The organism is Streptomyces sp. NPDC020299, from assembly GCF_044387825.1.
Lineage (GTDB): Bacteria > Actinomycetota > Actinomycetes > Streptomycetales > Streptomycetaceae > Streptomyces.
In genome coordinates this window covers 1-15,292 of record NZ_JBIRWL010000038.1, presented here as the reverse complement: position 1 = coordinate 15,292, position 15,292 = coordinate 1, and the positions used below count along the sequence as shown (strand labels likewise).

At 68.4% G+C, this 15,292-nt stretch carries 14 protein-coding genes and 3 pseudogenes; 9 read left to right on the top strand and 8 right to left on the bottom strand.

The genetic code is table 11. The features are described from left to right. Positions 1–66 precede the first annotated feature (66 nt). The 5 genes from ACH45E_RS45290 to ACH45E_RS45270 form a co-directional block, all read right to left on the bottom strand. The gene (locus ACH45E_RS45290; RefSeq protein ID WP_361457507.1) at positions 67–651 is read right to left on the bottom strand and encodes a TetR/AcrR family transcriptional regulator; all 585 of its coding nucleotides are present in this window, start codon (positions 649–651) and stop codon (positions 67–69) included. A gap of 167 nt (positions 652–818) precedes the next feature. After that, the gene (locus tag ACH45E_RS45285) at positions 819–1,637 is read right to left on the bottom strand and encodes a Tn3 family transposase (RefSeq protein ID WP_361457504.1); all 819 of its coding nucleotides are present in this window, start codon (positions 1,635–1,637) and stop codon (positions 819–821) included. 111 nt (positions 1,638–1,748) lie between these two features. After that, entirely contained in the window at positions 1,749–2,798 is a 1,050-nt protein-coding gene (locus tag ACH45E_RS45280) for a hypothetical protein (protein WP_361457501.1), read from the bottom strand. A gap of 230 nt (positions 2,799–3,028) precedes the next feature. After that, positions 3,029–3,982 (bottom strand): hypothetical protein, encoded by a 954-nt coding sequence (locus tag ACH45E_RS45275; RefSeq protein WP_361457498.1) that lies wholly within the window; start codon positions 3,980–3,982, stop codon positions 3,029–3,031. Positions 3,983–4,227: 245 nt separating this feature from the next. After that, positions 4,228–4,806 (bottom strand): GNAT family N-acetyltransferase, encoded by a 579-nt coding sequence (locus ACH45E_RS45270; RefSeq protein ID WP_361457495.1) that lies wholly within the window; start codon positions 4,804–4,806, stop codon positions 4,228–4,230. A gap of 119 nt (positions 4,807–4,925) precedes the next feature. On the opposite strand from ACH45E_RS45270, the pseudogene ACH45E_RS45265 reads away from it, so the two are divergent. Further along, a pseudogene (locus ACH45E_RS45265) lies at positions 4,926–5,928 on the top strand (sensor histidine kinase). A gap of 349 nt (positions 5,929–6,277) precedes the next feature. Next, positions 6,278–6,370, top strand: a pseudogene (locus ACH45E_RS45260) (Ku protein); the annotation flags it as partial. A gap of 31 nt (positions 6,371–6,401) precedes the next feature. Here the strand turns inward: ACH45E_RS45260 and ACH45E_RS45255 are convergent. Next, positions 6,402–7,253 carry an alpha/beta hydrolase gene (locus ACH45E_RS45255; protein WP_361457492.1) on the bottom strand — a complete coding sequence of 284 codons (852 nt, stop codon included), beginning with the start codon at positions 7,251–7,253 and terminating at the stop codon, positions 6,402–6,404. A 103-nt stretch (positions 7,254–7,356) separates the two neighbouring features. Here ACH45E_RS45255 and ACH45E_RS45250 point away from each other — a divergent pair, with 103 nt between their 5' ends. Next, entirely contained in the window at positions 7,357–7,770 is a 414-nt protein-coding gene (locus ACH45E_RS45250; RefSeq protein ID WP_361457489.1) for a helix-turn-helix domain-containing protein, read from the top strand. Positions 7,771–8,155: 385 nt separating this feature from the next. Here the strand turns inward: ACH45E_RS45250 and ACH45E_RS45245 are convergent, their stop codons facing one another. Then, the gene (locus tag ACH45E_RS45245; RefSeq protein ID WP_361457486.1) at positions 8,156–8,398 is read right to left on the bottom strand and encodes a hypothetical protein; all 243 of its coding nucleotides are present in this window, start codon (positions 8,396–8,398) and stop codon (positions 8,156–8,158) included. Positions 8,399–8,625: 227 nt separating this feature from the next. On the opposite strand from ACH45E_RS45245, the gene ACH45E_RS45240 reads away from it, so the two are divergent. The 3 genes from ACH45E_RS45240 to ACH45E_RS45230 all read left to right on the top strand — a co-directional run bounded on the left by ACH45E_RS45240 (position 8,626) and on the right by ACH45E_RS45230 (position 10,588). After that, entirely contained in the window at positions 8,626–8,961 is a 336-nt protein-coding gene (locus tag ACH45E_RS45240) for a CU044_2847 family protein (RefSeq protein ID WP_361457483.1), read from the top strand. Then, entirely contained in the window at positions 8,958–9,821 is an 864-nt protein-coding gene (locus ACH45E_RS45235; RefSeq protein ID WP_361457480.1) for a serine protease, read from the top strand. The genes ACH45E_RS45240 and ACH45E_RS45235 overlap by 4 nt, the downstream gene beginning before the upstream one ends. A 185-nt stretch (positions 9,822–10,006) precedes the next feature. Further along, positions 10,007–10,588 (top strand): hypothetical protein, encoded by a 582-nt coding sequence (locus tag ACH45E_RS45230; protein WP_361457477.1) that lies wholly within the window; start codon positions 10,007–10,009, stop codon positions 10,586–10,588. Between the two features lie 161 nt (positions 10,589–10,749). On the opposite strand, the pseudogene ACH45E_RS45225 reads toward ACH45E_RS45230, so the two are convergent. Beyond that, positions 10,750–11,082, bottom strand: a pseudogene (locus ACH45E_RS45225) (ATP/GTP-binding protein); the annotation flags it as partial. A 338-nt stretch (positions 11,083–11,420) separates the two neighbouring features. Between ACH45E_RS45225 and ACH45E_RS45220 the strand changes: the two are divergent. From ACH45E_RS45220 to ACH45E_RS45210, 3 genes are read left to right on the top strand one after another with little or no spacing between them, the layout of a single operon-like run. Then, positions 11,421–12,614 (top strand): ATP-binding protein, encoded by a 1,194-nt coding sequence (locus ACH45E_RS45220; RefSeq protein WP_361457474.1) that lies wholly within the window; start codon positions 11,421–11,423, stop codon positions 12,612–12,614. 55 nt (positions 12,615–12,669) lie between these two features. Continuing rightward, a complete protein-coding gene (locus ACH45E_RS45215; protein WP_399042867.1) occupies positions 12,670–14,370 on the top strand; it encodes a Mu transposase C-terminal domain-containing protein in 1,701 nt (566 codons plus the stop codon). After that, entirely contained in the window at positions 14,367–15,134 is a 768-nt protein-coding gene (locus ACH45E_RS45210; protein WP_361457468.1) for an ATP-binding protein, read from the top strand. The genes ACH45E_RS45215 and ACH45E_RS45210 overlap by 4 nt, the downstream gene beginning before the upstream one ends. The last annotated feature ends 158 nt before the right edge of the window (positions 15,135–15,292 follow it).

Sequence of the window (15,292 nt, the reverse complement as noted above, 5' to 3'; positions counted from 1 at the left end):
TATTTGACCGATCGGTTCATTATTTGGGTATGCGGAAGCGGGCCCGGTGGATTCGGTAGATGTGAGTCAGCCCAACAGGGCTAGGGCCTGTTCGGCCGCGTCCCGTACCCGGTCGGGATCGATCGACGCCTTGCCGACGACCCGTACCCCCTGCAGCAGGACGAGCAGCATGCGGGCCAGCGCACGCGGATCGCGGTTCTCGGGCAGCTCGCCCTGAGCCTGGGCCCGTACGAGCGCGGAGTGCAGCAGGGTCTCGACGTGCTCCCAGCTGATCTCGACCCTGCGGGCCGCTGCAGGGTCGTGCGGCGCCAACTCAGCCGCGGTATTGGTGACGAAACAGCCGTTCAGCCGGCCCTCCGGGGAGATGGCCTCTGCAGCGAAGCGGCGCACTACCGCCCGCACCGCAGGCAGCGCGGGGCCTGGCTGGGACAACTCGGCAAGGAGAGCCGGGTCGCGCGTCTCGGCGTACCGGTCCATGGCTTTCAGGTACAGCTCGTGCTTGCTGCCAAAGGTCGCGTAGATGCTGGCGCGGCCGATGCCGAGGTGCTCGACGAGATCCGTCAATGACGTCGCTTCGTAGCCGCGCCGCCAGAACAGCTCAAGGGCCGACTGCAGCGCGGCGTCCGGATCGAATTCCTTGGTCCTGGCCACGTCGAAGACCATAAACCTATCTAGAACGATCGGTCAAATAACTGCGCATCGCGGCGGCCCTGGTATGCCGTCGCACGAGAGACGGGAAATCGTTCGGCGAGAACTGGCGACGGCCATGCCCTCGCGAGTCCCCAGTCGCCCGCTGGCGACGCCGGGGGTACGGGTCTTCAGGGTGCCGACCCGGCCGCACCGTCCGCCGCCGATCGGGCGGTTTCCGCCTCGGACGGGCCTCGGGGGCCGGGTAGCGTGACCGCTGCGGCGGCGAGGTCGAGGTGGGAGTTCATGTCCAGCTCGAACCGGCCGTAGGGGTTCACGTGGGTCCAGAACAGCGGGGACAGAGCCCGCCGGTCGGCGTCGGTGAGTCGCTTCTGCCACTTCTCCTCGCTCAGGATGTCCTGGAGAAGCAGTGTGTTGACGTACACCAGCGCCGACTGGAGCAGGTGCAGGGCGAGCATCGAGACCTCCTGGGACTCCTTGTCGGAGCCGGTCAGGTCACCATCCTTGCCGTAGAACAGGTCGTGGTTGGCAGAGTTCCAGTTCTCCACGACCTGGAGCCCGTCGTTGATCTCGCGCCGCAGCGCCGCGTCGGCGAGGTAGCCGCAGATGAACGCCGTACGCACCGCCCGCCCGAGTTCCTTGATCGCCCGGTACGTCGGATGCTTCGGCCCGCCGCGGGTGAAGCGACGCAGGACCTGCTCGGCCTCGGCGGTGCCCAAGCGCAGGGCGGTGGTGTACTTCACGATCTGGTCGTACTGCTGGCGGATCAGGTCCCAGTCGATCGTCTTGGCCGACAGCACCGGCGCCAGGTTCGGCCACTTCTCGTCCTCCCCGGCCGCCGGCCGGTACAGCCGCGCCGAGCCGACGTTCTTCAGCCTCGGGAGCAGGTTGAAGCCGATTATGTGGGCGAAGGCGAACCCGACGATGGAGGCGCCGTGCGTGTCGGTGTACTGCCGGTCGATCTCCACGTCCGTGCAGGGCCGCAGCACGCCCTCGATTGGCGACCGAGGTGAACTCGCCGGTGAAGCCGATGGCGAACTCGGCCTCCTTGAGGATGTCGATCAGGTCGATGGTGCCCCAGCGGCGTTCGATCTCCGCCTTCAGGGCGACGAGGTTCTCCGGCTCCTCCTGCTTGCCCAGCGGCGAGCCTTGATCCACGGCTCGCCGTGCTTCCTGACGATGTCCACCCCGCCCGTGGTGCCAAGCTCCAGCGCGGTGTCGAAGCGGGTCAGGGCCTCGCGCAGCCGCTTCTGAAGGGCCTCGATGAACTTCTCCGCGTCCTGCGGCTGGCGGATCGCGTCGTAGTGCACATCCCGGTTGTCCTCGAAGTCCGGCGGCAGATCGTCCTCCGGATTCCGCCACCGGTTCGCGCCCGGCACCCAGACCTCCCGCCGCCGCAGCGCGTCCCGCAGCGCCACGAGCACGCACAGCTCGTACGGAATGCGCTCGACCCGGCCCCGCTCGTCCACCACCGCCTTGCGCCACTCCTCGCGGACCACCCCGCCCAGCGGGATCTTCTCCGCCTCGTCGAAGAACGCGCCCTCCTTGGCGATGGGCTGGTCCAGGTACCGCTTGAGCAGGTCGATGGCGTCCATCACCGGCCGGTAGGCGGTGTTGTTGCACTTCAGCTCCAGCGCGTTCAGCAGCGGCGAGAGCATCCGCCGCCAGTGGTTGGAGTACGACGAGCGCAGCACCGTACGCACCCGGGCCCGGTAACGCGCCTCGTTCGCTGCGGCCTCCGCCGCCAGCGCCTTCAGCGTGGACTCACCGGCCACGGGATAGATCACCTTGCGGACCGTGCCGCCCGGCTCCGCGACCGCCGCCTCCACCAGCCGCAGCAGGATGCCCTCCTTGCCACGAACTCGTTTCATCTCCTTGTTGAACTCGCTCTCGACCTTCTTCTCCGCGCGCGTGTTGATCTTCTGCACGAGCTGGATGAACAGCTCGACCAGCGAGGCGGTGATCTCGGTCTCCCGGACATGGCACAGCGTCGACAGCAGCGTGTACCGCACCGGCCCGGCCGCCGCCCGCAGGTCCGAGGGATACTCCTTCGCCGCCCGCGCCCGCCAGGCCGCCACCAGCTTCTCCGACACATCCGCGAATAGCTCCGGCGGAAGCTGGAGCCCGCGCACCCGCTGGAGCTTGTTCACGGGCCGCCAGTCACGCTGGGCGTGGTCAAGTATGGGGAGCGCTGCCCGTAGATCACCGATGAGTCCCCGGAGCCGTCGACCGAATCCGGGGCCTGTCGTTCAAAACCGAACACACCGTCCCAGCACAGCTCCCACGGCGCCCGTGCCGCCGCGGAGTTCGGAGTTCCGGCAGTGCTAGTGATCACCGGCCGATGCCGCCCACGCACCGCGCGATCTGCGCGGTGCGCAGATCAAGAGCGGAACTCGGGGCCGGGCGCGGGTGTCTCCACCGGCTGGGTGGTCAGGTACCAGGAACCGGCACCAGCGCCCTCGTGGACGATCACGAAGCCGGGGCGGGGCATCCGGAGCGTACAACGCCCGTCGCCTATGCCGTACACGATGGGATAGTCCTCACCGGGCGTGTCCTCGGGCCATGCGGGCGGGGGGCAGTCGCAGCGGGGGCCGTCCCCTCCGCACGGGCACACGTAGCGCACCTCCCAGCCGCGGTCGGTCTGGAACTGGACGGTGAGCAGCGCCGGGCCACCGGTGTGGCGCAGGACGTCGTCGCCGTGGCCGGGGTGTTCGGGGGCGAGCACGGTCGCGGCCGACAGCGGAAGGACGCGGATCGACCAGCGGCGGCCGGGAGAGCTGTAGCTGCTGTCGACGCGCAGATGGGTGCGGTCCCCATCCAGGTAGCGGCGGCCGTGGTACGCGTCGTCGACACAGAGCGGGTCCTGGTCCGTGTCTGTCCGGTCCTCCGTGCGGGTCACTGCAGTCACGGAGAAGTAGCCTTCGTCCGTGGCGTCGACCTCCAAGAGGGCGGGGTGGCCGGGCTCGGGCCGGTCGATGAGGAATTCGGTTCTTCCGTCGCCCTCGCCGGTCATCACATGCCGTTCGCCGGTGCCGGCGACCGCCGGCCGCGGGCGGTCGGGGGCGACCGGCATGAGGGCGTCGATGGGGACGGGCCTGCCGTGCCGACGGGCGTCGAGACGGATCAGGGCGGCGCGTCCGTCGCGCAGAGCGGTCAGCGCGTCGGGCTCGCTACGGGCCGCACTCGCCCGGTCGTACGCCGCCAGCACCGCCCGGTACTCCCGCAGCACGGCGGGCGTGGTGTCCGGCCCGTTGATCTCGAACTCCAGGGCAGCCGCCTCCTCCCCGAAGGAGGTCACCGACTCCTCCACCGCGGCGGGCAGCCCCACCGTCACCGGAACGTCCTGGTGCGCTTCCCGCTCCCCGCCAGAAAGTGCGCTTTCAGCGACGCGGCGACGCCACAGTGGGTACAGCCCGCCGATTCCCAGGCCGAGCAGGAAAGCCACCACATAGCCAATCACACCCGCATCCTCGCACAGACGTCCTGTCAGACGATGAACTGATGTATGCCGAAACCGACTTGGAGGTCGTCTCGTTTGGTACGGACGTGAAGAAATTAAGTCCGTCGGGGCGGTTAAGTTCAGGGACAGGGAATGTCGCTAACGGGCGGCGTGGGGTGGTTCAGCCGCCAGACCACGTCGATGCCGGAGTCTGAGGGGGCAGCGGGCGGCGTTACCTGCTCACGACGGACTTCGGTGAAACCCAGTCGGCGCGGTATGGCGCCGCTGGAGACGTTGGCCAGGTCGTGCGTGATTTCCAGGTACGCCACGTTCGGCAGGGTGAATGCCTCTGCCATCATGGCTGCCGTCGCTCTCGTGGCGATGCCCTGGCCGGTGGCGGCAGGGTGCAGCCAGTACCCCATGCACCAGCCCTGAGGTTCGGCCCCGCGGCGGGTCGAACACATGCCGATGAGCGTGCTGTCCCTGGCGATGGCGTAGTTGAACGCGTCACCGCTGTCCCACATCGCGTCAGACCTCGCGAGGAAGCCGCGAGTCTTCTCCTCGCTGTGACGGGCGACCCACGGCATCCATGGGCGCAGGTGGTCCAGAGACTCCTCGATCAACCTGAACACCGGCTCGAAGTCGTTCTGCCCCCGCCAGCGTCGCAAGGCGAAGTCTCCACACTCGATGATCTGCCTCGGCCGCTCCATGGCGGTCATGCTCGTCCCGCAGAACGGATCACTGCAACGGCAACCTCGTCGGCGATGGAAAACTGTCTCTGCAGCCGTGGAATGACCCGGCCCGAGATTCGGTTCCCCTCCGCCGCATGTGACAGGTCATGCCACGACGGGGCGGCACGATACCCGACCATCTCTGGATCTTTTACATCCACTCGCTGCGCCCGGAGCAGGCCCGTCTCAACGCTGTCGTATGGCAGTTGGGCGCGGGCACCGTCGGGGTGACGCTCCTCGTCACAGGCGGCACCTGGCTGGTGGGCGGACGGGTGCTGCGCTCTGTGGAGGCCATCCGCGCCGACTTCGCGGAGCTCAGCGCTCGCCATCTCGACCAGCGCGTCTCCGTGCCACGCTCCGGACGCGAGATCTCCCGGCTCGCCGACACCATGAACACCACCCTCGACCGCCTCCAGAACTCCGTCGACCGGCAACGCCAGTTCACCGCCAACGCCTCCCACGAACTGCGGACGCCGCTCGCCTGCCTGCGAACCGAACTCGAACTCGCCCTCCACCGGCCAGACACCGCTGACTGGCCCCGTGTCGTCCGCGCCGCCCACGACGACACCCTGCGCCTGCAGGCCCTCACCACCGACCTGCTGCTCCTCGCCCGGCTCGACGCCGGAGACGCCGACCCGCCTCCGGGCCCGCCACTCGACCTGACCGACCTCGTCCGCGCCGAGACAGGCCGCAGGAGGCTTCCGTCCCACCTCACCCTGACCACTCACATCCACCCCGAACCGATCCCCGTATACGGCCACCACGCACTCCTGGCCCGCGTACTCGGCAACCTCCTCGACAACGCCGAACGCCACGCCTCCGCCACCGTCACGGCCCGTCTCACCTGCGACGCCGAGCACCGGCAAGCCGTCCTGGAGATCCTTGACGACATCCCGGGCATCCCGCCGGAAACATCACCAGAGGATCTTCGAACGCTTCAGCCGCCTCGACGACGCCCGCGCCCGGGACGACGGCGGCGCGGGGCTCGGGCTCGCCATCGCCCAACGCATCGCCATCACGCACCGCGGCACACTCGCCATCGCCCCGAGCCCCCAGGGCGCCCACTTCCTCCTGCACCTCCCCACCAGCACCCCGCCGCAGGACCCGTGAACGGCCCCGGCACCGCGCCCAGCAGGACGTCGGCAATGGCAACCTGGCCCAGCCCCCGAAAGCAGCGTGACCGCTCCTCGTCCCGGACCAACGCCGGCCATGGTCCCCGCCTCGTCGCCTACGAGGTCCTACACGCCGTCGACCGCCTGGCCGCCCTACCGCCGACCAACGCTCCGAAGCCCTGGCTCAGCTCTACGACGAACTCGTGAAGATCGGTACCCAAGGGCGCTTGGGTCCCTGGCAGCGCCAGCAGCCTGCCTCTCCAGGAGACACCCTGAAGCCGACAGGTCACGGACCCTGGCCGAGGCTCTTCCGAAGCATTCCGCACGTTCCATAGCCGTCGTTACCAGTACTCGTGCAGGCGCTCGGTCGCTCCCGAAAGGCGGCCGTCGCGAAGTACGCCTGGTCGGGACGCGAACGGCTCGGTCTCCTGCGAGTGCGGGTGCGTGTATCGAATGTCAGCCCCACCCCGGTCACGCTGCTTTCGCGTCCCCACCGGCCAGGAACGGATGCAGCAGCGTGAGCAGGGCGTGCGGCCGGTGCAGCGGGATGATGTGGCCGCAGTCTTCGATGACGTGTCCGGTGAGATCGTCGGTGACCGGGCGGAGTTGGCGTGCCAGCGCAGCGCCGACGGGCCGGGCGCCCAGCGCCATCGTCGGCACCGTCAGGCGGGCAGTGGCGACCGCCTGCTCGATCTGTACCGCGCTCTCGGGCAGGGCCCGGTAGTACGAGAACGCGCAGCTCAACGCCTGGCGGCCGGTGTATGCGCGGACGAACGCGTCCCGGAGGGCGGGGCGCACACCGTCGCCGAGCGTGCCGGCGCTCAGAAACCAGTCGACGTAGGCGGCCTCGTGGCCCTCCAACACGGTCTCGGCAAGGCTGGGCGCGGCGGAGTGGAAGCCGAACCACCACGGCGGCCCGTCGGCGAGGAAGTCCTCGGCGCCAGGCAGCCTGCCCAGAAGGGACTCCATGACGACCAGGCGCCGGATGAGACCAGGGCGGCGCAGGGCGAGGAGGAAGGCCGGCGCGGTGCCCGCGTCGATGCCCACCGCCGCGGCCGAGGACACGCCGAGCGTGGTGAGAAGCGCCGCGGCGTCCTCGGCCAGGGTGCCCGCGTCGTACCCTAAGGCGGCCCGGCTGCTCGCGCCGAACCCGCGCAGGTCCGGCGCGATGACGCGGTAGCGGCCGGACAGATCGGCCATGACGTCCGTCCACAGCTCCCAGGTGTGCGGGAAGCCGTGCAGCAGCAGGACGGCCGGGCCCGATCCGGAGAGGGCGACGTTCAGTTCGACACCGTTGGCGAGGACGCGTCGCAGCTCGGGCATGGAGGGACTCCAGGTGCTTGGTGAGTGGTGGTGACTAGGTCACGCTAGGGAACTACCCTGGTCTGCCCAAGACGGCACTTTCCCTTCAGGTGGTGAGCCCCAGGTGACCACGTCGAGGCCCGGCGGACGTGACCAGCGACCCGGTGAGCGCGGAGACCTGCTGGATCCGCGCTGCCCGACCCGCCAGTTGCTCGACCGTATCGGCACCAAGTGGACGTCGATGGCGGTCAAGGTGCTGGCCGAGGAGGCTCCGGGTGAGCTCCGTTTCGCGGAACTGCGGCGCCGTATCCCGGGCATCTCACAGAAGATGCTGTCCGTCACCCTGCACAGCCTGGTCCGCGATGGTCTGGTCGCGCGCCGCGTGGAACCCACCGTGCCGCCCGCCGTCCACTACCGGCTCACCGAGCTCGGTCTGTCCCTCGAAGGACCGCTCTCCGCCCTACGGGTCTGGGCCGAGACGCACATGCCGGAGATCGACCGCAGCAACCAGCTCGCCGACGGGTCACTCCCCAATTAGCCGTGGATCGAATGTGCTGGTCACAGCCGCTCGTTTGGCCGCGGCAAGGACGGTCGCCTCGTAGCGGACCGCCAACTTGTCATACCGCGTGGCTACGGCCCGGTGTCTTTTGAAGAAGCTCAGTGATCAATGAGCATGATGACGGTTCGCGATGGCTGCGTTCGCCAAATGATTGCGTGTAGCGCCCTAGTACTCCAGCCGGATTTCTGTATTTCTCTTGGTCAACGGCCTGGTGGTGGGGAGTGTAGCGAGGGTGTGGCATGGAGGGGAAGGTCTTGGACCGGCGGTCCCCCCAACGGGTGCCGCTGCCGCATGTAATGAAAACGTCGGGCACGTGCTTGGTGTCGGCGTCGTCATCGGGACCAGTTCACCGCGTGGTCGCGGCCTACAGGATGGCGACGCGTTTCAGTTGGCACAGCTCGCCGCCGTGCAGCGGCGCGGGCGCCATCACCCGCAGCCCCGTGCGGCGGCAGCCGGAAGCGGGCCCCGGCTGCGAAATCGGCTTCATCATCACCAGGCTGACCGGCAGCTGGACCGCGACCAGGTGGTAATCCGCCCCGCCAACGGCTTCGGCGGCCAGGGCGAGGAGCTCCCCCACCGTGAACGTCTTTTCCACCAAGCCCGCCACGCGGCGATGCCGTACCCGGCGACATTGCCGCCCGCCACGGCATCCTCCAGGACGGCATGACCGTCGCCACCCGTCGTATCGGCGTGCGTGGAGCATTGTGGCGATTATGCTGCGACCCGGGTTCTGTGATCCAGCTGACGCCTGGGTAACCTCGCCCTTCCACTCCTGCACAGACGCACTCAGGGCTACGCTGAGCCATCAGTCCGGCCGTGCGAGAGGGCGCCACTGTGGGGGATGATCCGGCAAACGACGCACCTGTGGTGCGTGTTGAAACCGTAGAACTCAACGGGCATGGAGCTCGGCAGATCGGCAGCCGCACACGGCAGTCTGCGTCTTTGGCCGACTGCTCTGACGAACTGCAAGAAGCGATTGTCCAGGCTTCGACAATCGCGCAGGATTCACTGGCTCAGGTTCCACAGCGGCACGGCTGGTCAGTCACCAGCTTGGAGGTTGTCTTCGGGATCACGTTGGCGGCCGAAGCCGGAGTGATCCTTTCGAAGGCGTCGGCGGAAGCCTCCTTCGAAGTGACACTCACCGTGGAACGGGCCGTAGACGCGCCATGACCGACTGGCACTACTGGGTGCGGATCCGCGAGAACGGCAGGCATCTGGGCGCCGGCTTCTTCGTGACTCGGGTCTTCGTGCTCACAGCCATGCATTGCCTCCGTCAGGTGTCCTCGGAGGATGCCCGGTTGGAAGTCGAACTGGCCGATGGACAGGTCATGAGCGGTCGGTTGTGCGACTCAGTCAAAGAGGTCGACCTCGCCCTTATAGCCATCGAGGGCGCACATGCATTCGATCTGCCACTTGCACCGCCGACGGACTGGCCGCGACCGCAGGTGAGGTGGAGCGGTACGTATTGTCCGCCGGGTGAGAACACCCAACTGAGCGGTCGTGTGACGCATGCACCGATCGACTACCGCAGCGCAGAGGGTGGCGAGTTCAAAGGGATTCAACTGACAGTTGACCAATTACTCGGTGACTACTCGGGGTACTCCGGCAGTCCGGTAGACACCGATCCCGTAAAGGCTGGGCGATCCGATCCCTTCGAACGCGAAGAACGCCCGGTAGTTGGGATCCTCATGGAACAACAATTCAGCCGTGAGGACCCGACTACGGGAAGCAATGTTTTGGTCGCAGCGTCGGTGCGGCACGCAATGGATCTTTTCCCCCACTTCAGCATCGACTGGCTGCGCAACGGGGGTCGCGCCCCCGAGCCGCAGCGTGCTGCAAGCCAGGAGTCCTCGGAAGCCGCAGAGGAAGCGGCGGCACAGCGTGCGACACGGGAGGCCGATGTCGTGCTCAGATCGCTGCGACGGTGGGAGGAGGCGGGGCTCATCACATCGGCGGAGGCTCAGGAGCAGCGGCGTCGCACGCTGCGGCAACTAGGCGATGGCGCGCTGGGAGGTGACGGTGATGACTGAAACCTCCACCATGCGGTGGCAGCGCAGGATCAATGTCGCCGAAAAAGCGGTGAGAGGCGACCAGGAAGCCCTGGCGCCGCTTCGGGAGGAGGTTCTCCGCCTCACCGAAGACACGAACCTCCTGAACACTCCGACTGCCGCGTGTGATATGTCATACTTTGTTGCCCTGTTGCCCTGTTGCCCTGTTGCGTGAGCTGGGCAGGGCAGGGGGACCGGATTACGCGCGCACGCTGGGCGTGATCGGCCAGTGGGTAAAGGGAGGCTTGGTTCCTCCGGAACATCAGTGCGTCGTGCATAACAGAATCGCCACCGTGCTCGCCGAAGGCGGGGCCGAGGACGAGGCCCGTGAGGCCCTGACGGCTGCGCAAGTTGCAGCGCATACAGAGCTGGAGCGGGCGTACACACTCGCCCAACTCGGCTCCATCGAGGCCCGCCTCGGAAACTGGGGACGCGCGCGTGGGTACGCCGAGCAGGCCGCACGCCTCATCCCGGCAGCAGGCGGTGAGGAGGCATGGCTGGACGTGTTGATGCGGACGACCTCCGTGTTCTTCCGCATCGAAAACACGGTCAGAGACCGGGATCACCAGCGCGTGGAACTCCTCGCCCAGAAGCTCGTGGATGTCTGCGGGCAGCAGATCGACCGCTGGGGCAGTGATCACCCTCGAACATTAGAAGCCGTGGTCTGGCGGGTACTGCTCATGACGCTCGGAGGGGGGTTAGTTGGTGTACCGCGTGCTTGCTGGCCTGGGGTGTTGTGGGTGTGCTGAGAGGCCGGGTGGGCGGTGAGGTCGGGGTGGGCGGGGTGTGTGAGCTGGGCTTATGTGTTGTGTGTGGAGCGTGGCGGGGTGGGTTGTGGGTAGTTCCAGCGCGTAAAGACTCGGTTAGTGTTTTCGCTGGTCAGGGCTTTTTGCCTGTTCGGGGGGTGGGGTTAGCGGCTGCGTGTGGGGCGTCTGTGTTGTTCGGCGAGGTGGTCGAGTGGTACGGCGTCGAGGGCTGCTTTCGTGATGCGTTCGGTGCCGTCGGTGATTGCGGTGATGGCTGCTTGGCGGATGAGGCGGGTGAGGGATCCGATGCGGCCGGCGGTGCGCTGGTGGAGGTAGGGGGCGTGGGCTGGAAGGGTGCCGGGTTTGTGGTGGGTGAGGTCGAGGGCGTTCTCGATGTCGGTGATGACGTCGTGGAACGGTTCGCGTTTGCCGCGGCGGGCGGGGAGGGGGCCGCAGTCGACGAGCGTGGCCCGTCCGGCGAGCTGCGCACCCCGCGTGTGAGTTGGGGGTGTGGTGGCGGTGGTTGGGTGTCATTGGTGAGTGACAGTTTTCTGGCCTGGTAGAGCGTGGTTTTTCGTTTCCTAGTGGCTGTCATGGGGTGACCGCGTGGGTGTCATTTGCCGGTAGCACGGGGACTGGGTGGCTGTCATGGGATTGGAAGTTCCTGTGTGTGCGGTGACGGGGCTGGGGTGGGCTGGCGTGTATGGCTGCTGGGCTCGGGCGTGGTGTACCTGATGGGGAAGTGCCGCTCGCTGCGGGTGCGGGGCGTGGCGCGGTGGTTCGGCGTCTGCTGGTGGTGGACGAGTCCGGGTCGGTGTCGCGGTTGCATGTGAGGGTGGCGGCTGAGCTGGCTGGGGTGTCGGAGCGGACGGTGTGGCGCTGGCTGGCGGAGGGGCGTGCGGGGCAGATCGAGGCGCGGTCGCAGCCGGGCGGGTTCGCGGTGAGCGACGAGCTGTGGGCGGTGCTGGCGGAGGAGGGCGGGAACGTCTCGGCGTTGTACCGCAGGCTGGAGCAGGCGCGGGCTGAGGGTTCGCTGGGGCAGTGGGGTGTGACGCGAGTCCCGTCGGCCTCGACGCTTCAGCGTGTGGTGCGCCGGGATCTGCTGGCGGGGCGGGTGTTGGAGGTTGCGCGGCCGGCGCGGGGCCGGGTCGTCGCGGATCGCTACGACCAGGTGCTGGCTGACCTTCGGCTGACGCGTTCGGCTGGGGGTCCGCCGGTTTTGGACGGCGTTGAGGACGGAGCGGTTCAGCCGGTTGTCGACCCGGATGGCGAAGGAGTCGGTACGGGTCGCAGTGGGGTGCGGTTGTTCGTGCCGGGGGCGCGTGTGGTGTCGACGGCTGCGGTGGCTTCGGTGGTGGAGGCGGTCGGGCATACGGTCGCGGCGCGGGGGATCGTTTGTGTGTTCGGTGATACGGGGTTGGGGAAGACGGTGGCGGTGCAGCAGGCGCTGCATCTGCTGCCGTCCAGGGTGCCGGTATGGCGGGCGGTGGTCGGAGTGAGGCCCGGTTTGCCTCAGGTGCGTTCCTCGCTGCTGGAGGCGGTTGGGCTGCCGCCGGGATTGCTGGCACACCGGTCAAATGCGGCGGACAGCGCGCTGGCACAGGCGCTGCGGCAACCCGGGGTGTTGTTCCTCGATGACGCGCAGCGCCTGTCTCCTCCGCTGCTGGACTATCTGCGGCTGTTGTGGGACGAGCCGGGCACGGCTGCGGCACTGGTGCTGTGCGGGGCGGGCGCGGAGCGGGTGATCGCCCGGGCGCCGGCGCTGCGGTCACGGGTGCTGACCTGGCATCAGGCCCCGGCCCTGGAACAGGCCCGGCTGGTCGAGACGCTGCGCCTGTTCCACGAGGTGTGGGAGACGGCCGACCCGGCGGATGTGGTGTGGGCGGACTCGGCAGTGGCCCGTGGGAACTTCCGCACGTGGGCGAAGATCACTTCTCACGTCTATGCCCCGGTCAGGCGCCAGAAGAGCCCCCTGGTGGACCGTTCCTTGATCGAGCAGGCCTGCGCACGGCTGGGCCCTTACCCGTGACCGGATCGCGGTGCGGCGCGGACAGGGAGCGGATTCAGATGCGGGGGCCGGTTTCATGATCAATCCTTCCGAGGCAGCCGCCCCGGCATGGCCTGACGGGTCCTTGCCGGTGCTGGAGGGGCCCGGGCTGGCCGCGCTGCGTGGGCCCGCGGTTTCGCAGCTGCTTCGGTTGCGGGGGCAGGGGCGCCTCTCGCGGGGGCATGTGCGGCTGGCGGGGGAGTGCCTGGGGGTGTCGGAGCGGACGGTGTGGCGGTGGCTCGCGCAGGCCGCAGCCGATCCCGGTGCGACGGCTCACCCGGGTGCCAGGTCGGGCGATCGGTTCGAGATTACGGCTGAGGTGCGGGTGCTGCTGGCGTACTGGCGGGGGAACGCGTCCGCGGTCCACCGGCAGCTGATGGCCCGTGCCCGGGCCGCGGCAGGGGAGCCTGCCGTCGCTGTTCCGGGCGGGGCACCGACGGAGGCGGTGCCGGTGCTGGATCCGGTGCCGTCGTTGTCGACGTTCCTGCGCGCGGTGCGCCGTGACCTGACCGCCGGGGAACGCGCCGCCCTTGCCATCGGTCCGGAGGCGGCCCGGGCCCATGACGTGTTCGGTAAACGGCCCCGGCTGTGGCGGAACCACACCTGGGAAGCAGACCATGTCCAGGCGCCGCTCCTGGTGGACGCTGACGGGGATCTGGTGCGCCCGTGGGTGACGTGGTTCATCGATGTCGCGACCAGGACGATCACCGGCACAGCTGTCACACCCGGTCAACCGTCCAGGGCCTCGATCCTGGCCGCGCTGCGCGCCGCCATCCTGCGCAGTGGCCCGTACGGGTCGGCGGGCGGCATCCCGGAAGCGGTGCGCATCGACCGCGGCAAGGACTTCCTGTCCAGGACGGTCCTGGGCGTGTTCGGGACCCTCGGCGCCGAGGTCGATGACCTGCCCGCCTACAGTCCGCATCTGAAGGGCACGGTGGAGAACCTCAACCGGTCGGCCGACCGCATGCTCTTCGCCGCCCTGCCCGGCTACACCGTCACTCCCTCGCCCCGGCGCGCCAAGAAGGAGCAGGAGCTCGCTGACTGTGATGCGGCCCCGCCCCTGACCTTCACGGAGTTCACCGCCGAGGTCCTGGCCTGGACGACGTGGTGGAACACCGAGCACCGCCCTGACGGCCTGACCGGCCAGACCCCCATCGAGGCATGGCAGGCGGATCCCACACCGCTCTCCGACATCCCCGAGGCCGCTCTGTGGGCTCTGATGCTGGAGGACGACGGCCGGACGCGGAAGCTGACCAGCCACGGGGTGCGCTGGCGCGGCCGTGACTACGTCGGTGCCTGGATGGCCGGCCAGGCCGGCCGCAGTGTCCGCATCCGGTACATGCCCCATCACGACCATGAGATCGAGGTCTTCGACCCTGCCGGGCGCCACCTCGGCTCCGCCCACCTCGCCGACGCCGCCACCCCCGAGCAACTCGATGCCCTGCGCCGGACTCGCACCGCACGGGCGCGCCGCCTGCGGGAGGAAGCCAAGAAGGCTCAGGCCATGCGCCGGCAGCGTTTCGCCCCTGCCACCACCCCCACCGCCCCGCAGCGCCTGGGCGCCGTGACGGCAGCCGAAGCCAACCACGAGCTCGAAGCCGCAGCCCACAGCGACATGGCTACCCTCGCTCTGCCCGACCTGATCCCTCCCGCGCCACCGCCCGAGGACTGGAACACCCCCACCTCCCCGCGCTCCGCAGGCGTCCGACGCTCCCGCGTTCCAAAGGAGACGCGGTGACCAGCCAGCTGCCGCCACGGGAGACTGACCACTACACCCAGCTTCCCGACGCCGCAGTCGTCACGACTCGCGCGCTCCTGGCCGCAAGGGAGAACATCGCCGACACAGTCCAGGCCAGGGCGATGATGTGCCTCCACGGTCCCGCCGGTGTCGGCAAGACCCTCGCCGTCAACGTCTGCTTGCGCGAGCTCGAGCGCACCCGGGGAGAGGAGGTCTGCCGGATCACCTTCCGTGCCCGCCCCACCGCCCGCGCGGTGCGCCACGAACTCTTCGCCACGCTCGGTCTGCCAGGCGAACCCCCTCGTCACCCATCCGAGTTCGACCGGCTGCTTCTGGACTCCCTCGCAGCCCAGCCGCGTACGCTGGTCGTGGACGAAGCTCAGTGGCTCAATCGAAAGACATTCGAGTACTTCCGGTTCGCCTGGGATAACCCGTACACGCAGATCGCGATCATCTTCGCCGGTGGTGAAGGCGCGCACAGTGTGTTGCGGAAGGAGCCGATGCTCTGCTCCCGCATCTTCATCTGGCAGCACGTCACCAAGCTCAGCCTGGTGGAAGTTCAGCAGGTCATCCCGCTCTGCCATCCGATCTGGGCGAGAACCGATCCCGCGGACATCGCCTTCGCCGACCGCCACGCGGCACACGGCAACTTCCGCAACTGGGCCCGGCTCACCGCCCACACGATGACCGCACTTGAACGAACAGGCCGAGACCACCCGGACCAGGAAGTGCTCCGCTGGGTCTTCAGCAGGCTGGGCAACTAACACACCCGGCAAGCGAGCAGCTCGCCGGGTGCTCGGGTGCTGTGCAGGTTCATCGGCCGGCGAGTGTCAGGGACCAGTTTTTCTGCGTAGTGGGCGGGGCTGTGAGCTGGGACTGTGCAGGTGTATTGGTTGGGGTTGGGTGCTTGATCACCCAGTGA

What these genes read in the sequence shown, in the direction of transcription:
- ACH45E_RS45270 (WP_361457495.1), bottom strand. Translation starts at nt 4,806, where the DNA reads ATGACCGCCATGGAGCGGCCGAGGCAGATCATCGAGTGTGGAGACTTC.
- ACH45E_RS45255 (WP_361457492.1), bottom strand. Translation starts at nt 7,253, where the DNA reads ATGCCCGAGCTGCGACGCGTCCTCGCCAACGGTGTCGAACTGAACGTC.
- ACH45E_RS45235 (WP_361457480.1), top strand. Translation starts at nt 8,958, where the DNA reads ATGACCGACTGGCACTACTGGGTGCGGATCCGCGAGAACGGCAGGCAT.
- ACH45E_RS45215 (WP_399042867.1), top strand. Translation starts at nt 12,670, where the DNA reads ATGATCAATCCTTCCGAGGCAGCCGCCCCGGCATGGCCTGACGGGTCC.